Consider the following 16,093-nt stretch of genomic DNA (forward strand, 5'->3'; position numbering starts at 1 on the left):
TCTTTGACTCAATTGAGACCATGCTGGCGCAACTGAGTGGTGATAATGTTTGCAAACGCGTATGGCTGCTCTACATGAGCATTGTGTCCAGCGCCTGCCACTCGGCTATAAGACAAACCGCTGCGTTCAGCCAACTGACTAAACTTACTGTCTTTTTCGCCACAAATATAATGAGTGGTAATCGAAGCGCTTTTTAGCGCATCCAATAAATAATCTTGCTTAGCGAGTGACGTGGCCTCAAGCATGTTCGCCACAGCGGGGCCAAGGTTAGCACTGCGCTGGGTGATGAGGTTTTGTCTTTGCTCATGGTTTAGCGAACTAAACACCGGTTGCTGATACCAATCGGCTAACACTTGCTCAATCGGCTCGCCCCGCAACCTCTCTGCCCAGCCGCGATCGCTTTGCCACCTCGCTTGCCGCTCTTCTGGTCGAGACAAGCCAACATTCCCGCCTTCGGCCAGTAGCAACTGAATATTCAGTTGCGAGAACGCTTGTCTCGCGACGCCATACATAGCTATACGTGCACCCAGTGAGTAGCCAAGCAGAACTATAGGCCGATGTGGCTCGATGTGGGTAAGAAGTGTGTCAGAAATTTGATTGCAACAATCGCGAAAATTGCAACAAGAGGTAAGCGCGCTCATGCCATGACCCGGAAGGTCGATACTGATACTAGGAAGATGGGCCAATGCTTGTCGTACTGAGTGCCAATCTTTACTGCTGCCGAGTAAACCGTGTAAATAAACCACAACGGCTTGGTTTGTCGTGTCTAGATTGGCACTGGCTTGACTATAAAGCATGCACGTGTCGCACAAATTCTTTTAGTTGACTCACCGCCTGATCCGGTGGGGTTTGTAACTCGACCAACAGACACCCCTGTCCAGATGCTAAGTGCTCACTGACTTGTTGCTGATAGTGCGATAAGGTTTGAGCGCGTACATAGGCGAGCTTGAACTGCTTGGCTGCCGATGCAAAATCAAAACCATGCGGCATCTGATATAACGCCTGTTTTTGCGCGTCTGGCACGGGTAATAAATCGAAGATCGCGCCGCCGTCATTGTTGGTCACCACAACGACGACTGGCACAGACTGGTGGGTAAATAGCGCGAGAGAGTTAAGGTCGTACAGCAGGGAAGTATCGCCGATAAAGACTGCCGTTGGCGCCTTGGTTGCCCGCACAACCCCAGCGGCGGTCGCTATCAAACCATCGATACCGGACGCACCGCGGTTGGTAAACACCTCGCGTGCGTCTAGCGCTGAAAACATATCCACTAAACGGACAAACAGACTGTTGCCAAAAAATATCTGCGTATTTTCCGGCAAGCAATCGACCGTTAATGCCAGCGACACCTCATCCAACGGCGCATTTCGATTTAGGTGCGATGCGGCGAGCGAGCCAACCTGATGTGACAACTCAATCAAATCATTCGCCCAGCCAAATGTATCGCTGCCCAAAGGCCGTTCCGCCATAAGTAGTGGTTCGACAAACCCTTCCACACTGCAGAGGTGGTGAATTTGCCGCAAGTGACTGGGATTATTACGTGATACGTTCGGGGCCACATAGTGATACTCAGCGCCGCGGATTTCAACTTGCGTCGCGAGCCAGTGGTTGAGCCGTTTCGAAATTAAACGCGAGCCAAACTGGAGGACTAACTGGCATTGATTGAGCAGCGCACTTTGGGCCTCATTCTGCAGCCATAAGTCATAGTGTTTCCATTCTGAGCTGACGCCCGACTGTGGGTCAGCCAGCAGTGGCCAACCGAGTTTTTGTGCTAACTGCACAGCCTTGCTTGCCTGGTGTTTACTCACGTTTCCGAGCACAATCACGCCTTTTTTGTGCGCAATTTCCGCGATGTTCAGCGAGCTAAACTCACATGATTTCCGCTGCAAACAATAAGGCTGCTGCCCCCGCCACCAATGGTCAACACTTTGAATATAATCTTGATAGAGCGTCTTTGGCTGATCGCTATAAAGTGGCTCTGGGAATGGGCAGTTGATATGAATTGCGCCGCCCTGCTGTTGCTGAATGTGCATTACCTGATCGAGTGAAGTGAGTAGCCACTTTAGGGGCGTTGTAATGCTAGGGCTCGGTAGATCCAACACCGCACTCACATGTGACGAGTAAATCCCCGACTGAACAATGGCCTGATTGGCGCCACAATCGACCAGTTCTGCAGGTCGATCAGCAGTGAGAACCACCAACTTCTCGCCAGTGAGCTTGGCCTCGGCTATGGCGGGCAATACATTGGCCACGGCCGTACCGGATGTCACTACAATCGCCACAGGTCTGGCACTCGCTTTCGCAAGGCCTAAGGCTAAAAAACCTAGGCCACGCTCATCAAAATGAGTATGTAAAGTCAGCTTGCTGTTCTCATCCGCTTCGAGTGTCAGCGGGGTCGAGCGCGATCCGGGTGCGATGCATACATCCTCGACACCTAATCGGCTGAGTTCTTCAAATAGGGTGCAACACCAGATACGGTTGATGACCGCTTGATCCATGTTCATCTCGCGCATTATGAAGCGACTCCAAGCGGCGGGTGGTCAGAAATTAACGACAACAAAGTCGACATCTTCTTATCTAGCTCTTGCCATTCGTGTTGGGCTATCGAGCCGGGCACGATTCCTGCGCCGGCAAACAGTTGCACTTGGTTGTTCAATACCAAAGCACTGCGTATTGCCACACAAAACTCAGCGCGCTGATGACTGATAAAGCCCATAGAGCCCGCGTACCATCCTCGAGCAAAGGGCTCGTGCTGTTGAATAAAGGCCATCGATTCTCGCCGAGGTAGACCCGCAACAGCGGCTGTGGGTTGCAACGCCGCCAATAGTTGTACGCCATTGGTGCCCTTGTGCAGATGGGCATGAATGCTGCGCTTAAGGTGCTGAACTTTACGTAACCGGACCAACCTCGCCTCTTGTTCCACTGTCACACTTTGTGAATGGGGAGACAAGCGCTCGATGATATCGTCGACCACATATTGGTTCTCATTGAGGTTTTTACTGTCATTGGCTAACCAGCTCGCCAGTTCCATATCTTGGCTAGCGCTTCGTCCACGCCCTATGGTGCCCGCTAACGCTTCAGTGTGTAGCTCTTGCCCTTGGCGTGCATAAAGCCTTTCAGGCGTTGAGCCGATAAAACAGTGCTGCTTATCGAGCGCGAGTAGGAAGTGAAAACTGTGGTGGTTTTGCAAGTAACTGGATTTGAGTAACTGCGCGGCGCATAACGGTTTGTCTAGGTTCAACGTCGTTTTGCGTGCCAAGACCACTTTTTTAAACTGTTGCTGCTCAATCCCATTTAAAACTTTGTCTACCAGCTGCGACCATTGCTCTTTTTCGGGAAGGTGCTCAATCGACTCAATGTGCGAAGTAATCGGCCTAAGCGGTGTGATCTCGGTCTGCAGCTTGTATAAAGACGCCAAAGTGCGTTGTTTGTCGCTGCTAAGATTGACGGCCAGCGACCAACTCTGGTCAAAACGGATTAACTCAATTTGCGGAAGAAAGAAAAAAGAAGACATGCAACGACGATTTTTGTCGGTTTGACCGTCAAATGAGCGGCCACCCCAGACGCGTTGATCGTCCGCCAAAATGGTATAGGCAGGAGCCGGGTCAACAAAAGTGTGGACTTGCCCCAATGCCACTACCTCTTCACGAGTATCACGAGACTGCCAGTAAAATTTCGGGAACAACGGCTGCGCATCGAGCCAATCGATAAATGCAAAGTCAGGTTTTTCCTCAACTTTCTGCACTAAGCGGTTCGCGCCTTGTTGCGCTTGCTTCACGCGTTCAATCAGTTGAGAAACGGCTTGATGAAAATAAGACAAATCAGCCTCGTGTGCATTGGAAGTATTAATAATTTTACCTCGCTACTCTATTTATAGACCTTACTCAAATCAAGGATGTAAGCAATGTTTTAGCAATTCCTGTGATAAAGGGCGTGCTACAACGATGGATTTATGCGCATTCATTCAGATTTTTATTCTAAAGAAGGGGTTTTTAAGTTACTTTAATAAAGAAATGTAAATAAATTTAGGTTTTATTCAATGCAAAATATCGGGATGTCGTCAAAACTCGACAATGTCTGCTACGACATTAGGGGGCCTGTACTTAAACATGCTAAGCGCATGGAGGAAGAGGGGCATAAAATACTGAAGCTGAATATCGGCAACCCCGCCCCATTTGGTTTCGACGCCCCTGACGAAATTCTGGTCGATGTTATTCGTAACCTACCGACTTCACAGGGTTACTGCGACTCCAAAGGTATTTACTCGGCGCGCAAAGCCGTGGTGCAACACTATCAGCGTAAAGGTATCCGCTCGTTAGATGTCGAAGACGTTTATGTTGGCAATGGTGCCTCTGAACTGATCGTGATGGCCATGCAAGCGCTGCTCAACAACGGCGACGAAATGTTAGTGCCCGCACCCGACTACCCGCTGTGGACCGCCTCGGTGGCACTCTCAGGCGGTAAGGCCGTTCACTACCTGTGTGATGAGCAAGCGGACTGGTATCCTGACCTCGACGATATTAAGAGTAAAATCACCCCCAAAACGCGCGGTATTGTGCTGATCAACCCCAACAACCCAACGGGCGCGGTGTACAGTCGCGACTTCCTGCTCGAAGTGATCGAAATTGCTCGTCAGCACAAGCTGATTATTTTTGCCGACGAGATCTACGACAAAGTCCTTTACGATGGCGCAACACATACCTCAGTCGCGACGTTAACCGAAGATGTATTGGTGGTCACTTTCAATGGTCTATCAAAGGCTTATCGAGTTTGTGGCTTCCGTGGTGGTTGGATGTTCCTTACCGGGCCAAAGCATCAAGCCCAAGGCTATATTAACGGTCTCGACATGCTGTCATCGATGCGCCTTTGTGCCAATGTCCCGATGCAGCATGCGATTCAAACGGCGCTGGGTGGCTACCAGAGTATTAACGAGTTGATCCTACCCGGCGGGCGCTTACTTGAACAACGCGACCGCGCGTTTGAGTTGATCAACCAAATTCCAGGGGTCTCTTGTGTTAAACCTAAAGGGGCAATGTACTTGTTCCCTAAGATTGACACCAAGATGTACAACATCAAAGATGACCAAAAAATGGTGCTCGACTTCTTGATTCAAGAGAAGGTGCTACTGGTTCAGGGCAGCGGCTTTAACTGGCCCAAACCGGATCACTTCCGTATCGTGACCCTGCCACATGTTGAAGATCTTGAAATGGCAATTGGCCGCTTTGAACGTTTCTTATCGACTTACAGTCAGTAGTAATTAGACACTATTTTTCATATGCTTAAAGGGTACTCATCGAGTACCCTTTTGTTTTCACGCTAAGGAGTCTCAGCATGCCCAACACCAACCCAAAGGAAAGCCACTTTTTCGCTCACCTTGCTCGCATGAAACTCATCCAGCGTTGGCCTTTAATGCGTTCCATTTCAACAGAAAACATTTCCGAACATAGCCTGCAAGTTGCCTTTGTTGCGCACGCGCTGGCCGTGATCAAAAACAAGAAGTTCGCCGGTAACCTAAACCCTGAACGTATAGCGATATTAGGCATGTACCACGACACCAGCGAAGTCTTGACTGGTGACTTGCCGACCCCAGTTAAGTACTACAATCCAGATATCGCCAAAGAGTATAAAAAAATTGAAGCAGCGGCCGAGCAAAAGCTGCTGTCGATGTTGCCTGAAGAGTTTCGCGACGACTTTGCGCCCTACTTGGTGTCGCAATCCGCACACCCTGAAGACTCTGCTATCGTTAAGCAAGCCGACACCATTTGTGCATATCTTAAATGTTTAGAAGAACTCAGTGCAGGCAATCACGAATACGCCCTAGCGAAAAAGCGCCTCGACGTGACACTTAATGAGCGCCGAACCGAAGAGATGGATTACTTCCTAAACACCTTTGCCCCCAGTTTTGAGCTCTCACTCGATGAGATCAGCTAATACGCTATTTTGTCCGGTCCCAATATCTATAGGATGTTACCTATGACATTTGAAATCAGTGATTTATGGCATCAACGCCACGATGATGAACATAAGATTCGTCGCGATGATCACCGCAGCCCCTATCAACGTGACCGAGCGCGTATTCTGCACTCCGCAGCCTTTCGCCGTTTACAAGCAAAAACCCAAGTGCATGGCAACAGCTTTGACGACTTCCACCGTACTCGCTTAACGCATTCGCTCGAAGCGGCTCAATTGGGGACAGGCATTGTCGCGCAAATCAAAAAGAAGCAGCCAGAATTTAAAGCGTTACTACCTAGTGATAGCCTAATCGACTCTTTGTGCCTCGCCCATGATATTGGTCACCCACCCTATGGTCACGGCGGTGAAGTGGCGCTCAACTATATGATGCGTGAACACGGTGGCTTTGAAGGTAACGCGCAAACCTTTCGTATTGTCACCAAACTTGAGCCCTACACCGAGCAATTCGGTATGAACCTAGCACGGCGCACTCTACTGGGTTTGATCAAGTATCCCGCCCTACTTAGCCAAACTCGGGCCGCCGTCATCCCAGACAGCGTCTCCCATCAACGTCAATTGCGCGCGCGCGATTGGGCACCCGCTAAAGGCTTATATGATTGTGATGAAGCACTGTTCGATTGGGTGCTAGCGCCTTTGTCGGCCTCGGATAAAGCGCTGTTTAGCCAAATGCGTGAGGAAACGTTAAGCGACCACCAGCACAGCAAAACCCGCTACAAGTCGATTGATTGTTCGATTATGGAGTTGGCTGATGACATTGCCTACGGCGTTCATGATTTAGAAGATGCATTAGTGCTCGGTATGGTCAATAAGCACCAGTGGATTGAGGGCGCGGCAAGTCTACTGGCTGACTGTGGTGACGCTTGGTTTGAACAGCATATTGATTCCATCAGTGACATGCTGTTCGCTGGCACCCATTATCAGCGTAAAGACGCGATTGGCGGTATGGTCAACGCCTTGTTAACCAGCATTTCGATCAAGCCGCTCGATGCGCCATTCGACTGTGAGCTGCTCGCGTTCAATGCGGTCTTAGAGCCGAGCATGGCAAAGGCACTAGATATTTTAAAGCACTTTGTCAGCGACTATGTCATTCAAGTGCCCCACGTACAAGTAGTGGAGTACAAAGGCCAACAGATCATTATGGATATCTTTGAAGCGCTCAGTGCCGACCCAGAAAGGCTGCTGCCTATTAACGTCCGACAGAAGTGGCTTGATCGCGACTGTGAGAGCTCAGGGTATCGCGTGATCGCGGATTATATTTCCTCGATGACCGACGGTCACGCTCAGCGCCTTCACCAACAGCTGTTTTCATCCCATTAACTCTCCGCGTGCTCAGCAAAATAGTGGCTGGGCAGCTTAGTAATGGCTTTTTTCAGCGCGTCAAAGCAGCGCTCATCAATCGCGGTATGTAAGTTCTCTTCCATGATTTTTAGCGTTTTCGGAACCGGCACTGCGCCGCGATAGGGGCGCTCTGCGGTAATCGCATCGAAAATATCGGCGGTGGTGATGATTCGTGTTGAGAGAGGGATCTCATCCGCGGATAGCTGTTTGGGGTAACCGGTACCGTCAAGCTTTTCATGGTGCGCTCCGGCCATCCAAGCCATCTCTTTGAACGGTCTTAGGTGGTTGAGGATCTGCTCAGTTAACGCCGCGTGAGATTTGACCGCTTCCCATTCATCGTCATCTAGCTTACCCGGTTTGTCCAAAATGGTGTTACTGACGCCAAGCTTACCTAAATCGTGCAGTAACGCCGCACGCTTTAACCATTGCCTCTCGTGGTGCTCAATGCCAAGTTCTTGCGCTATGAGGTCGGTATATACCGCAACCCGCTCGCTGTGCCCGGCGGTATAAGGGCTTTTCGAGTCAACAATTTTACCAAACGCACTCACGATGCAGTCGAGGTACTCTTCATCAACCATTACGCCCGCTTGCGCTGGAGCGAGGCCCATCACTCGCTGCGCGACGTCAGGTGCTGCTAACCCTTCAACAAAGCTTGGCTGCTTAGCAATAGCTTGAAAGGCTTCCACCAACTCTGGGTCAAACCAAGTACCGCTGCGGGCCTGTACCTCACTCACTGCCGTAGAAAGATTGTGCTCAAACTGAAACACATCCACGACTTGTGACAGCAGCGCGATGCGCGAAAATAGCGGGATCTGCTGCTGTTGCAGTTGTTCTGGCCGACCCGTGCCGTCCCAATGTTCATCTAAACTATGCACGCCCTTTGCCACCGCTTCACTAAATCTCAGCTCACGGGCAACCTCGGCGCCGCGGGTACAACGGGTCTCAATCAGTTCTTGCGCGTAGTCTGTGCCATTTTTCAAAATGTCGATAGTGGCCGAAATACGCGTTACCCAGCTCTGCCCTATCCCAGTGTTTTTCACCACAAAGTTAATCGCACTCGAAAGGCTAGTTCCCACCGTTTTATAGTTGCGCTTAAAGGCTCTATCGTCGGTCATGTACAGTTCGCAAATACGCGCAGCATTACTGCTACAACCCGCATCTTTGAGCAATAAAGTAAAAAACAGATCATAAAGTGACGTTTTGCTCAGGCCGATATGCTGGCCGATGTTCATCCCGATCCAGCAGCAACGGATACAGTGCTCTGGCGGCTGGCCTTCGGTCATGTCGAGCGCAGTGGTCAAGGAGAGCATCAACTCTGAGAGTGGGATGGTTTGATCAATATGAGGCTGCATAGGACTCCTTAGCAAGCAAAGAGATAAGGTGACGCTCCATGCCACCTCTTGAACCGATCAGACGTTTGTCGCTGTTGTCATGCTAGCCAAATCAAGCGTCGTCAGCAACAAGGCATGTTGGCTAATCGCGTCAACGTGTTAAGTTTAGCCTCGATAGTTGTTTTCAAAAACACCTGGTGGCATTTGTTTGATCTGAAACTCGATCATCTGATTAAACGCAGTCAGCAGTGGCGAGAAATCGTGCCAAGGCTCTAGCAAGGATAAAATGTGGTAACCCGCCTCTACGGTAGACAAGCTATTATCACTCGGAGCCTTGCGAATTCGATAGTTGCCTTGCAAATCGCTAGGCAATCGAACCAAAGGCAAAGCGTGTAAGTTGGTCGACAACTGCCACATTTTGTACGCCTTCTTCCAAGTCCCATCGAGCAAGATTATACGGATTTTCTTACCCTGACTGGCGTTAACCACCTGATGATGCTCCAGAGCATCGTCTCCTGGATAGAGAATAAAATGGCAGTAGTTTTCATCGCTGAGCATATCATTGAGTGGCTGATGCTCACTAAAGTCTTCGCCAACCAAGCAACAACTGTTTGCCAGCGATAAGGCCAGAATACGGGCGGTCCCCATTGGGCGATGAGTTTCGCTGTGATGTTGAAGGATGACCAACTCCACATTCGATGTTAGGCTTTGAATCCACTTACAGATACACGCTTTGCGTGATTTTCCACATTGAGAACAGTATCGGGACATAATGTGCGTTTATTTGCTTTATTGATCGCTATCAGCTTAGTTTGTATTGGGCTCCAGTTCGAACCACTGGCGTCACAATTTAACTGGCATCGTCAGCTCATTGTTGACGGCCAGTGGTGGCGAATCCTAACAGGAAATGTCACCCACACCAACTTTCCCCATTTGGCGATGAATCTTGCAGGGTTGTGGGTGATAAGCTTTATCTTTAAACCCAATGAAAAATCGTTGCTGATTCTGCTACTCCTGATTAGTTTGGCCGTTGGCTCGCTCAACTTCCTCTCAAGTATGACGAGTTACGTTGGCTTGTCTGGCACCCTGCACGGGTTATTCGCTTTCTTTGCCTTACAAGAAACCTTACAGGGGCGAAAAAGCAGTGTGTTCCTCGTTGTGGGGGTACTCGCCAAGGTCGTCTGGGAGCTCACCATGGGCGCATCGCCCTCCACCAGCGAGCTGATTAATGCATCGGTCGCCGTAGAATCGCATCTCTACGGCGCTCTAAGCGGGCTAGTACTCGCCTTTGTCTGGCACTGGTGGCAAAGAAAACGGCCCGTTTCCCAACCAGGCGTATAATTCAGTTGATGTTCCTCGTTAAAGGGCGCAGAATGGCGCCCTTTTCGTGTTCGAGTGATTTGGACACGATGTATCCGACTGACCATTTGAGAACATACTATGGGTTTTACCTCTTTAGGCCTTTCTGCTCCAATTCTTAAAGCCATTGAAGAACAAGGCTATGACACTCCCTCTCCTATTCAGGAGCAAGCGATACCAGCCGTGTTAGCTGGCAGAGATGTCATGGCGGCAGCGCAGACAGGTACAGGTAAAACCGCTGGATTTACCCTGCCTATTCTCGAGCGATTGGATAACGGTCAACGCGTTCGTGGTAACCATGTTCGTGCACTTGTTTTGACCCCCACACGTGAGTTGGCGGCTCAAGTTCAAGAAAATGTGTTTAAGTACAGTCGTCATCAGCGGTTAACTTCTCTTGTCGTGTTCGGCGGCGTTAAGATTAACCCTCAGATGCAAAAGCTACGTAAAGGCTGCGATGTATTGGTGGCCACCCCGGGTCGCTTGCTCGACCTCTACCAGCAAAACGCGGTTAAGTTCGACCAACTGGAAGTGCTAGTCCTCGATGAAGCCGACCGCATGCTCGATATGGGATTCATTCGTGACATTCGTAAGATTCTCGACGTATTGCCGAAGAAACGTCAGAACTTACTGTTCTCAGCGACCTTCTCTCCCGATATTCGCCAGTTGGCCAAAGGCCTAGTGAACGATCCGGTTGAGGTGTCGGTCAGCCCAGAAAACTCGACGGCGGTGACCATTGAACAAAGCATTTATCCGGCGGATAAGCGCAAAAAAGCCCCGATGCTAGTCAAACTGATCCAAGATGGCGATTGGAAACAGGTTCTCGTTTTTTGTCGTACTAAGCACGGTGCGAACCGTCTGGCTTTATTCCTTAACAAAGAAGGCATTACCGCTGCGCCAATTCACGGCAATAAGAGCCAAGGCGCGCGAACTCGTGCGCTAGCCGAGTTTAAATCTGGTGAAGTGCGCGTATTGGTTGCGACCGATATCGCGGCGCGTGGTATCGACATTCCTCAGCTGCCACAAGTGGTTAACTTTGAACTGCCCAATGTGTCTGAAGACTACGTTCACCGTATTGGCCGTACTGGACGTGCGGGCGAAGTTGGCAAAGCCATCTCTCTGGTTGAAGCCGACGAAGCTAATGATTTGTTCGGTATCGAACGCTTGATTCAACAAGTGCTGCCTCGCTTTGAACTAGAAGGCTTTAAGCCCGTCAACGAGTTACCCGAGTCAAAACTCAATACTCGACCAATCAAGCCTAAGAAGCCTAAAAAACCAAAGGCGAGCCATCACGATGGACAACGCTCTGGAGACAATGCCCGCGGCCATAAACCCGCGGGAAAAAACAAGCGTCACTTTGGTCACAACAAAGCCAGCAGCGACAATGCGAATAAAGGCAAACGCGCAGACAGTAACGCGGGCAGCAGTAAAACGAAAAGCTCAGCGACAAACAACGGCCAAAAACGTCGTCGCCCTGCTAACCGCAAGCCGAGCAACACTCAACCAAAAGCTTAACTTCAATAACGGCTTATAGCGATTCCCAACCCCACCAACGCGTGGGGTTGATTGTATTTAACAAACTAATTTGAGCGTTTGCCCAAGTCTCAATTAAATAAATTTAACTTCGAATCGCGTTTGGTTAAAGTGGCCATCATGAATTCTTAATTACCTAACGTCATGCTCTCAACCGCTCAACGCAGAAACGAAATCCTGCACTATATCCAGACCCACCAAAAAGGTGAGGTGTCCTATTTTGCTGAGCAATATGGCGTATCAGAAGTCACCATTCGCAGTGATCTTAATCAGTTAGAGCGCCAAGGTTGTGTGACTCGCTGCTATGGTGGCGCGCTGCTTAACTCTCAATTCGCGTTCGAAAAACCCCTCAACGACAAAAAGCAACTCAACAGCGATATCAAGGCCAAGTTAGGTCAATACGCGGCGTCTTTGATCCAAGACGGCGACAAGATCATCCTTGATTCCGGCTCCACCACAGAGCAAATTGCCTACTATCTGAAAGACAAAAGTAACCTTACCGTAATGACCAATGGCATCAACATTGCCTACCACCTCGCCAATCAAGCCAATATCGAAGTCATGGTCACGGGCGGCCTAATGAGGAAAAATTCCTACTCATTGCACGGTGCCAGTGGTGAAGCATTCCTCTCTGGTTTCCGTTTCAACAAATTGTTTTTGGGCGTCGATGGCTTCGACAAATTGGCTGGCGTTACCACGCCGCACCAAGGTGAATCGGACATCAACCGCCAAATGGTCGAAGCCGCACAAAACATCATTGCGATTACCGATTCATCTAAGTTTGATCGCCAAAGCTTTTGCCTAATCGCTCGTCCAGACCAACTCAACACTCTGATCACCGATAGCGGGATTCCTCAAGACTACGTGGAAGAACTCTCTGCACTGGGCGTAGAAGTGCATATCGTTGAATAGTGTGGAGTGACAACTTCCTCATCTATCAACTCGAAAATATCTTTCCTGACAACCCATTCAGACCTCCAGTTATTTACCCAAATATAAAAACTGTGAAGTCACGCAGTTTGCATTTCGAAACCCCCACTTTTTCTCCTATTTGCTGACCACTTTCACTGTAAAAGTTAACCATCCTTTTATTTATGCACATTTCGGCACGACGTTTCAGTTTTAGAGTGAAAGAATTGACTTTCACTTTCATCCAAACGAAAGGTTTTCATGGCTAAAACCGAAAGAAAAGCGAATGTGATCTCGCGTTTAATTTCCTTTTCTGCCACCTGCTTTAATACCAATCAAAAGAAATCGAAACATTTCATCCAACAACCGAAATGTAGCGAAAGAGGAGTTGGTGATGACAAGTGCAGAACGAAGACAACACATGATGGCGCACATTCGTGCTCATGGCGCTGGCAAGGTCGATGAGTTTGCCAGTCAGTACAAAGTATCTGCTGTCACTATCCGCCATGACCTCAACTTACTTGAGAAAGAAGGGTGCGTATTCCGCTGTTACGGCGGGGCAACACTTAATCCAAATTTTGCTTTCGACCAGCCTTTGTACCGCAAAGACCAACTCAATCGAAGCGCGAAACAGCGCATTGCTCAAGCGGCGGCCGCCTTGGTGAAAGATGGTGAGGCAATCATCTTAGACTCAGGAACCACTATTGGCCTCATGCCTCAGTACCTCACCGAAAAACAGCAGTTGGTGGTCATGACCAACGCACTTAATACCGCTTATCAACTCAGCAGCATTGAGAACATCGACTTGCACGTGGTCGGTGGCAGTTTACGTCGGGCGTCTTGTTCTCTGATTGGCCACCACGGCGAACAGCAAATCCGCTCCTATTTATTCGACAAGTTGTTCCTTGGCGTCGATGGATTTGACCTGCTATCAGGCATCACCACACCAGACAACCATGAAGCACAGATCAACCGCGCCATGTGCGATGTCGCGAGACAAGTCATTGCAGTGACCGACTCCAGCAAGTTCGGTCGCAAAAGCTTTTGCATGATCCGCCCAGCGAGCCAGATCGACGTTCTGGTGACCGATAGCAATATTCCCCACGCCACCCATCAGGCTCTGCTTGATATGGGTGTTGAAGTCATTCTTGCTGACCAAACCATTAACTAGGATTTGCCATGAAGTCGTTACTTTCGCTTATCGAACAACACAAACAAGGACATACCAAGGGAATTTATTCCGTTTGCTCTGCGCACCCACTCGTGCTTGAAGCGGCGATCAAACAAGCAGCCAATGACAACCAGTTGGTGTTGATTGAAGCGACATCTAATCAGGTCAACCAATTTGGCGGCTACACCGGCATGACGCCGCAAGACTTTGCTTACTCTGTTTTCCAGCTCGCGAGCAGCCTCAACTTTCCAGTCGACAACATAGTGTTAGGCGGTGACCACTTAGGTCCAAACTGCTGGCAACATCTTAGCGTGACACAAGCGATGGAATATTCCGCCCAGATGATTCACGACTATGTCTGCGCCGGCTTTAAGAAAATCCATCTTGACTGCTCTATGCCTTGCGCCGATGACCAACTGCCATTGAGTGAAACCATTATGGCAGAACGCGCAGCGCAGCTTTGCCTAGTGGCCGAAAGTGCTTGGCAACAAACAGGTGGAGAAGCGCCTGTTTACGTCATCGGTACCGAAGTGCCTACCCCTGGCGGTGCGCTGGAATCACTTGCAGACGAAGGCATCGAAGTCACCAAACCCGAACAAGCCCTGGCAACCTTAAACGCCCATCACCAGGCTTTGAGCGATATCGGAATCGCTAACGTATGGTCACGCGTGATCGGCTTGGTCGTTCAACCCGGCGTCGAGTTTGACCACCATCACGTCCACCACTACGACAGTGCCAAAGCTCAGGCGTTAAGCCAACTTGTTGAACACCAGCCAAACATGGTGTTTGAAGCGCACTCTACCGATTACCAAAACCCACCCGCTTATCACCAGCTGGTGCGTGACCACTTTGCAATATTAAAAGTTGGTCCGGCTTTAACCTTTGCCTTGCGTGAAGCCCTTTACGGCTTAGACCGAGCAGAAAAAGAGTGGCTTGGGACGCATCACGCCTCTCACCTGCGCGACACCATCGAACAGGTTATGCATGAGCAACCTAACTACTGGCGCTCACACTATTCGAGCAAAGGACACCAACAGTTTTTAGATTGCAGCTACAGCTTGAGTGACCGCATTCGCTACTACTGGACGCACCCAGAAGTGAAAGCGGCTCAGCAAGCCCTGTTTGACAACCTGCTTGCTAAGCCGTTGCCCGTGACTCTCCTTAGCCAATATTTGCCAAATCAAGCTAAGGCTATCTCTCAACATAAAATTCAAAATCTGCCCGCTGAAATTGTGATGCACAAGATCATGGAAGTCACCGAGGTGTACTCCAAAGCCTGTTATTCCAACGCAGTGGCGCAAAAGGAGACAATTCAATGACTGCTTTTTTAGGCTATGAGTGCTCTTGGTTAGAGCAGTGCAACGGTATCCACACCGCGCGAGAAATCAGCCACCAGCCGCATCTATGGCGTGCGCTCGCAACCCTACTTGAACAGGGCTATGACCAATTGAGCGCCTTTATTGACCCAATACTCGCGCGCCAAGATCTGCGCATCATCCTAACTGGCGCCGGAACGTCTGCCTTTGTCGGAGACGCCGCAGCGCCCTTTATCCAAGCAGGATTACGTTTTCAAGTAGAGTCGATTCCGACCACCGATTTGGTCTCAAACCCCGAGCAATATTTAGACCCGAGCCGCCCAACGCTTTTGGTCTCCTATGCTCGTTCGGGTAACAGCCCAGAGAGTGTTGCCGCTGTCGCGCTGGCCGATCAATTAGTTGAAGAGTGCTACCACCTCTTTTTGACCTGTAACGGCGAGGGTGAGCTCTCTCGTCATGCAGAAAACGCCAACAATGCTCGCTGCCTGCTGATGCCAGAAGGCTCAAACGATAAAAGCTTCGCTATGACCTCAAGCTTTAGCTGTATGTTGATGTCAACGTTGACGCTGCTGGGTGGTGGAACACCGCAGCAGTGGCAACGCCAAATCAGCGCCACCGCCACATTATGTGAAGCCAAAATTGAACAGTGGCAAGCGAGCATCAAATCCCTTGCGTCTCTGCCTTACCAACGTTTGGTGGTTCTAGGCAGCGGCGGTTTTGCCGGACTCGCCCGTGAAGCCTCTCTGAAATCATTGGAGCTGAGCGCGGGCAAAGTAATGACCACTTTCGACTCTTCTTTGGGTTTTCGCCATGGGCCAAAGTTTTCCATCAACGAACAGGCCCTCGTGATTCAACTGCTTTCCAGTGACCGCTACACCCGTCAGTACGATTTGGATCTGTTTCATGAGATCCGTCGTGACAACCAAACGCTCGCGCACATCGCGATCAGCGAAATTGCCATGAGTGAAGACGATGTATTCGAGCTCGGCCAACTTGGTTTAGGTGACCCATGGCTCTGTTTCCCATTCATTCTGTTCTGCCAAATGTTGGCATTTGAAAAGTCACTCCAATTGGGACTAGGGCCGGATAACCCGTGCCCGACAGGTGAAGTTAACCGTGTGGTGCAAGGTGTCACCATCTACCCATTCAATTACTCATTTTAAAAGGA

14 protein-coding genes are annotated in these 16,093 nt (G+C 49.8%); 9 read left to right on the plus strand and 5 right to left on the minus strand.

The genetic code is table 11. The features are described 5' to 3' along the window. Positions 1 to 8: 8 nt before the first annotated feature. The 3 genes from menH to FCU94_RS08715 are packed head-to-tail and all read right to left on the minus strand — an operon-like array spanning position 9 to position 3,818. Complete coding sequence (gene menH / locus FCU94_RS08705) at positions 9 to 797, minus strand: 2-succinyl-6-hydroxy-2,4-cyclohexadiene-1-carboxylate synthase (RefSeq protein ID WP_176288145.1); 789 nt, start codon at positions 795 to 797, stop codon at positions 9 to 11. Further along, on the minus strand, positions 787 to 2,502 hold the full coding sequence (menD, locus tag FCU94_RS08710) for a 2-succinyl-5-enolpyruvyl-6-hydroxy-3-cyclohexene-1-carboxylic-acid synthase (RefSeq protein WP_176288362.1): 1,716 nt from the start codon (positions 2,500 to 2,502) through the stop codon (positions 787 to 789). The genes menH and menD overlap by 11 nt, the downstream gene beginning before the upstream one ends. 8 nt (positions 2,503 to 2,510) lie before the next feature. Further along, positions 2,511 to 3,818, minus strand: coding sequence for an isochorismate synthase (locus FCU94_RS08715; RefSeq protein WP_176288146.1), 1,308 nt, complete (start codon positions 3,816 to 3,818; stop codon positions 2,511 to 2,513). Positions 3,819 to 4,037: 219 nt separating this feature from the next. Between FCU94_RS08715 and FCU94_RS08720 the strand changes: the two genes are divergently transcribed. From FCU94_RS08720 to FCU94_RS08730, 3 genes are all read left to right on the plus strand, one after another. Continuing rightward, on the plus strand, positions 4,038 to 5,252 hold the full coding sequence (locus tag FCU94_RS08720; protein WP_176288147.1) for a pyridoxal phosphate-dependent aminotransferase: 1,215 nt from the start codon (positions 4,038 to 4,040) through the stop codon (positions 5,250 to 5,252). Between the two features lie 77 nt (positions 5,253 to 5,329). Continuing rightward, the gene (gene yfbR, locus FCU94_RS08725) at positions 5,330 to 5,929 is read left to right on the plus strand and encodes a 5'-deoxynucleotidase (RefSeq protein WP_176288148.1); all 600 of its coding nucleotides are present in this window, start codon (positions 5,330 to 5,332) and stop codon (positions 5,927 to 5,929) included. Between the two features lie 42 nt (positions 5,930 to 5,971). Further along, entirely contained in the window at positions 5,972 to 7,288 is a 1,317-nt protein-coding gene (locus FCU94_RS08730) for an anti-phage deoxyguanosine triphosphatase (protein ID WP_176288149.1), read from the plus strand. Here the strand turns inward: FCU94_RS08730 and FCU94_RS08735 are convergent. Together FCU94_RS08735 and FCU94_RS08740 are read right to left on the minus strand one after the other, a co-directional pair. After that, positions 7,285 to 8,661: an HD-GYP domain-containing protein gene (locus FCU94_RS08735; protein WP_176288150.1), complete on the minus strand. Its 1,377-nt coding sequence runs from the start codon at positions 8,659 to 8,661 to the stop codon at positions 7,285 to 7,287. The genes FCU94_RS08730 and FCU94_RS08735 overlap by 4 nt on opposite strands. 144 nt (positions 8,662 to 8,805) lie before the next feature. Then, positions 8,806 to 9,411, minus strand: coding sequence for a tRNA-uridine aminocarboxypropyltransferase (locus tag FCU94_RS08740; RefSeq protein ID WP_176288151.1), 606 nt, complete (start codon positions 9,409 to 9,411; stop codon positions 8,806 to 8,808). A 3-nt stretch (positions 9,412 to 9,414) separates the two neighbouring features. Between FCU94_RS08740 and rrtA the strand changes: the two genes are divergently transcribed. From rrtA to FCU94_RS08770, 6 genes are all read left to right on the plus strand, one after another. Continuing rightward, positions 9,415 to 9,981, plus strand: coding sequence for a rhombosortase (gene rrtA, locus FCU94_RS08745; RefSeq protein WP_176288152.1), 567 nt, complete (start codon positions 9,415 to 9,417; stop codon positions 9,979 to 9,981). Positions 9,982 to 10,080: 99 nt separating this feature from the next. After that, entirely contained in the window at positions 10,081 to 11,511 is a 1,431-nt protein-coding gene (locus FCU94_RS08750) for a DEAD/DEAH box helicase (RefSeq protein WP_176288153.1), read from the plus strand. A gap of 162 nt (positions 11,512 to 11,673) precedes the next feature. Next, a complete protein-coding gene (gene agaR / locus FCU94_RS08755) occupies positions 11,674 to 12,441 on the plus strand; it encodes a transcriptional repressor AgaR (protein WP_176288154.1) in 768 nt (255 codons plus the stop codon). A 391-nt stretch (positions 12,442 to 12,832) separates the two neighbouring features. Continuing rightward, positions 12,833 to 13,609 (plus strand): transcriptional repressor AgaR, encoded by a 777-nt coding sequence (gene agaR, locus FCU94_RS08760; RefSeq protein ID WP_176288155.1) that lies wholly within the window; start codon positions 12,833 to 12,835, stop codon positions 13,607 to 13,609. 8 nt (positions 13,610 to 13,617) lie between these two features. Continuing rightward, complete coding sequence (locus FCU94_RS08765; RefSeq protein ID WP_176288156.1) at positions 13,618 to 14,928, plus strand: D-tagatose-bisphosphate aldolase, class II, non-catalytic subunit; 1,311 nt, start codon at positions 13,618 to 13,620, stop codon at positions 14,926 to 14,928. Beyond that, complete coding sequence (locus tag FCU94_RS08770; RefSeq protein ID WP_176288157.1) at positions 14,925 to 16,088, plus strand: SIS domain-containing protein; 1,164 nt, start codon at positions 14,925 to 14,927, stop codon at positions 16,086 to 16,088. Before FCU94_RS08765 ends, FCU94_RS08770 begins: the two co-directional genes overlap by 4 nt. Positions 16,089 to 16,093 lie beyond the last annotated feature (5 nt).

It is taken from the genome of Vibrio sp. JPW-9-11-11, from assembly GCF_013369335.1.
GTDB lineage: Bacteria > Pseudomonadota > Gammaproteobacteria > Enterobacterales > Vibrionaceae > Vibrio.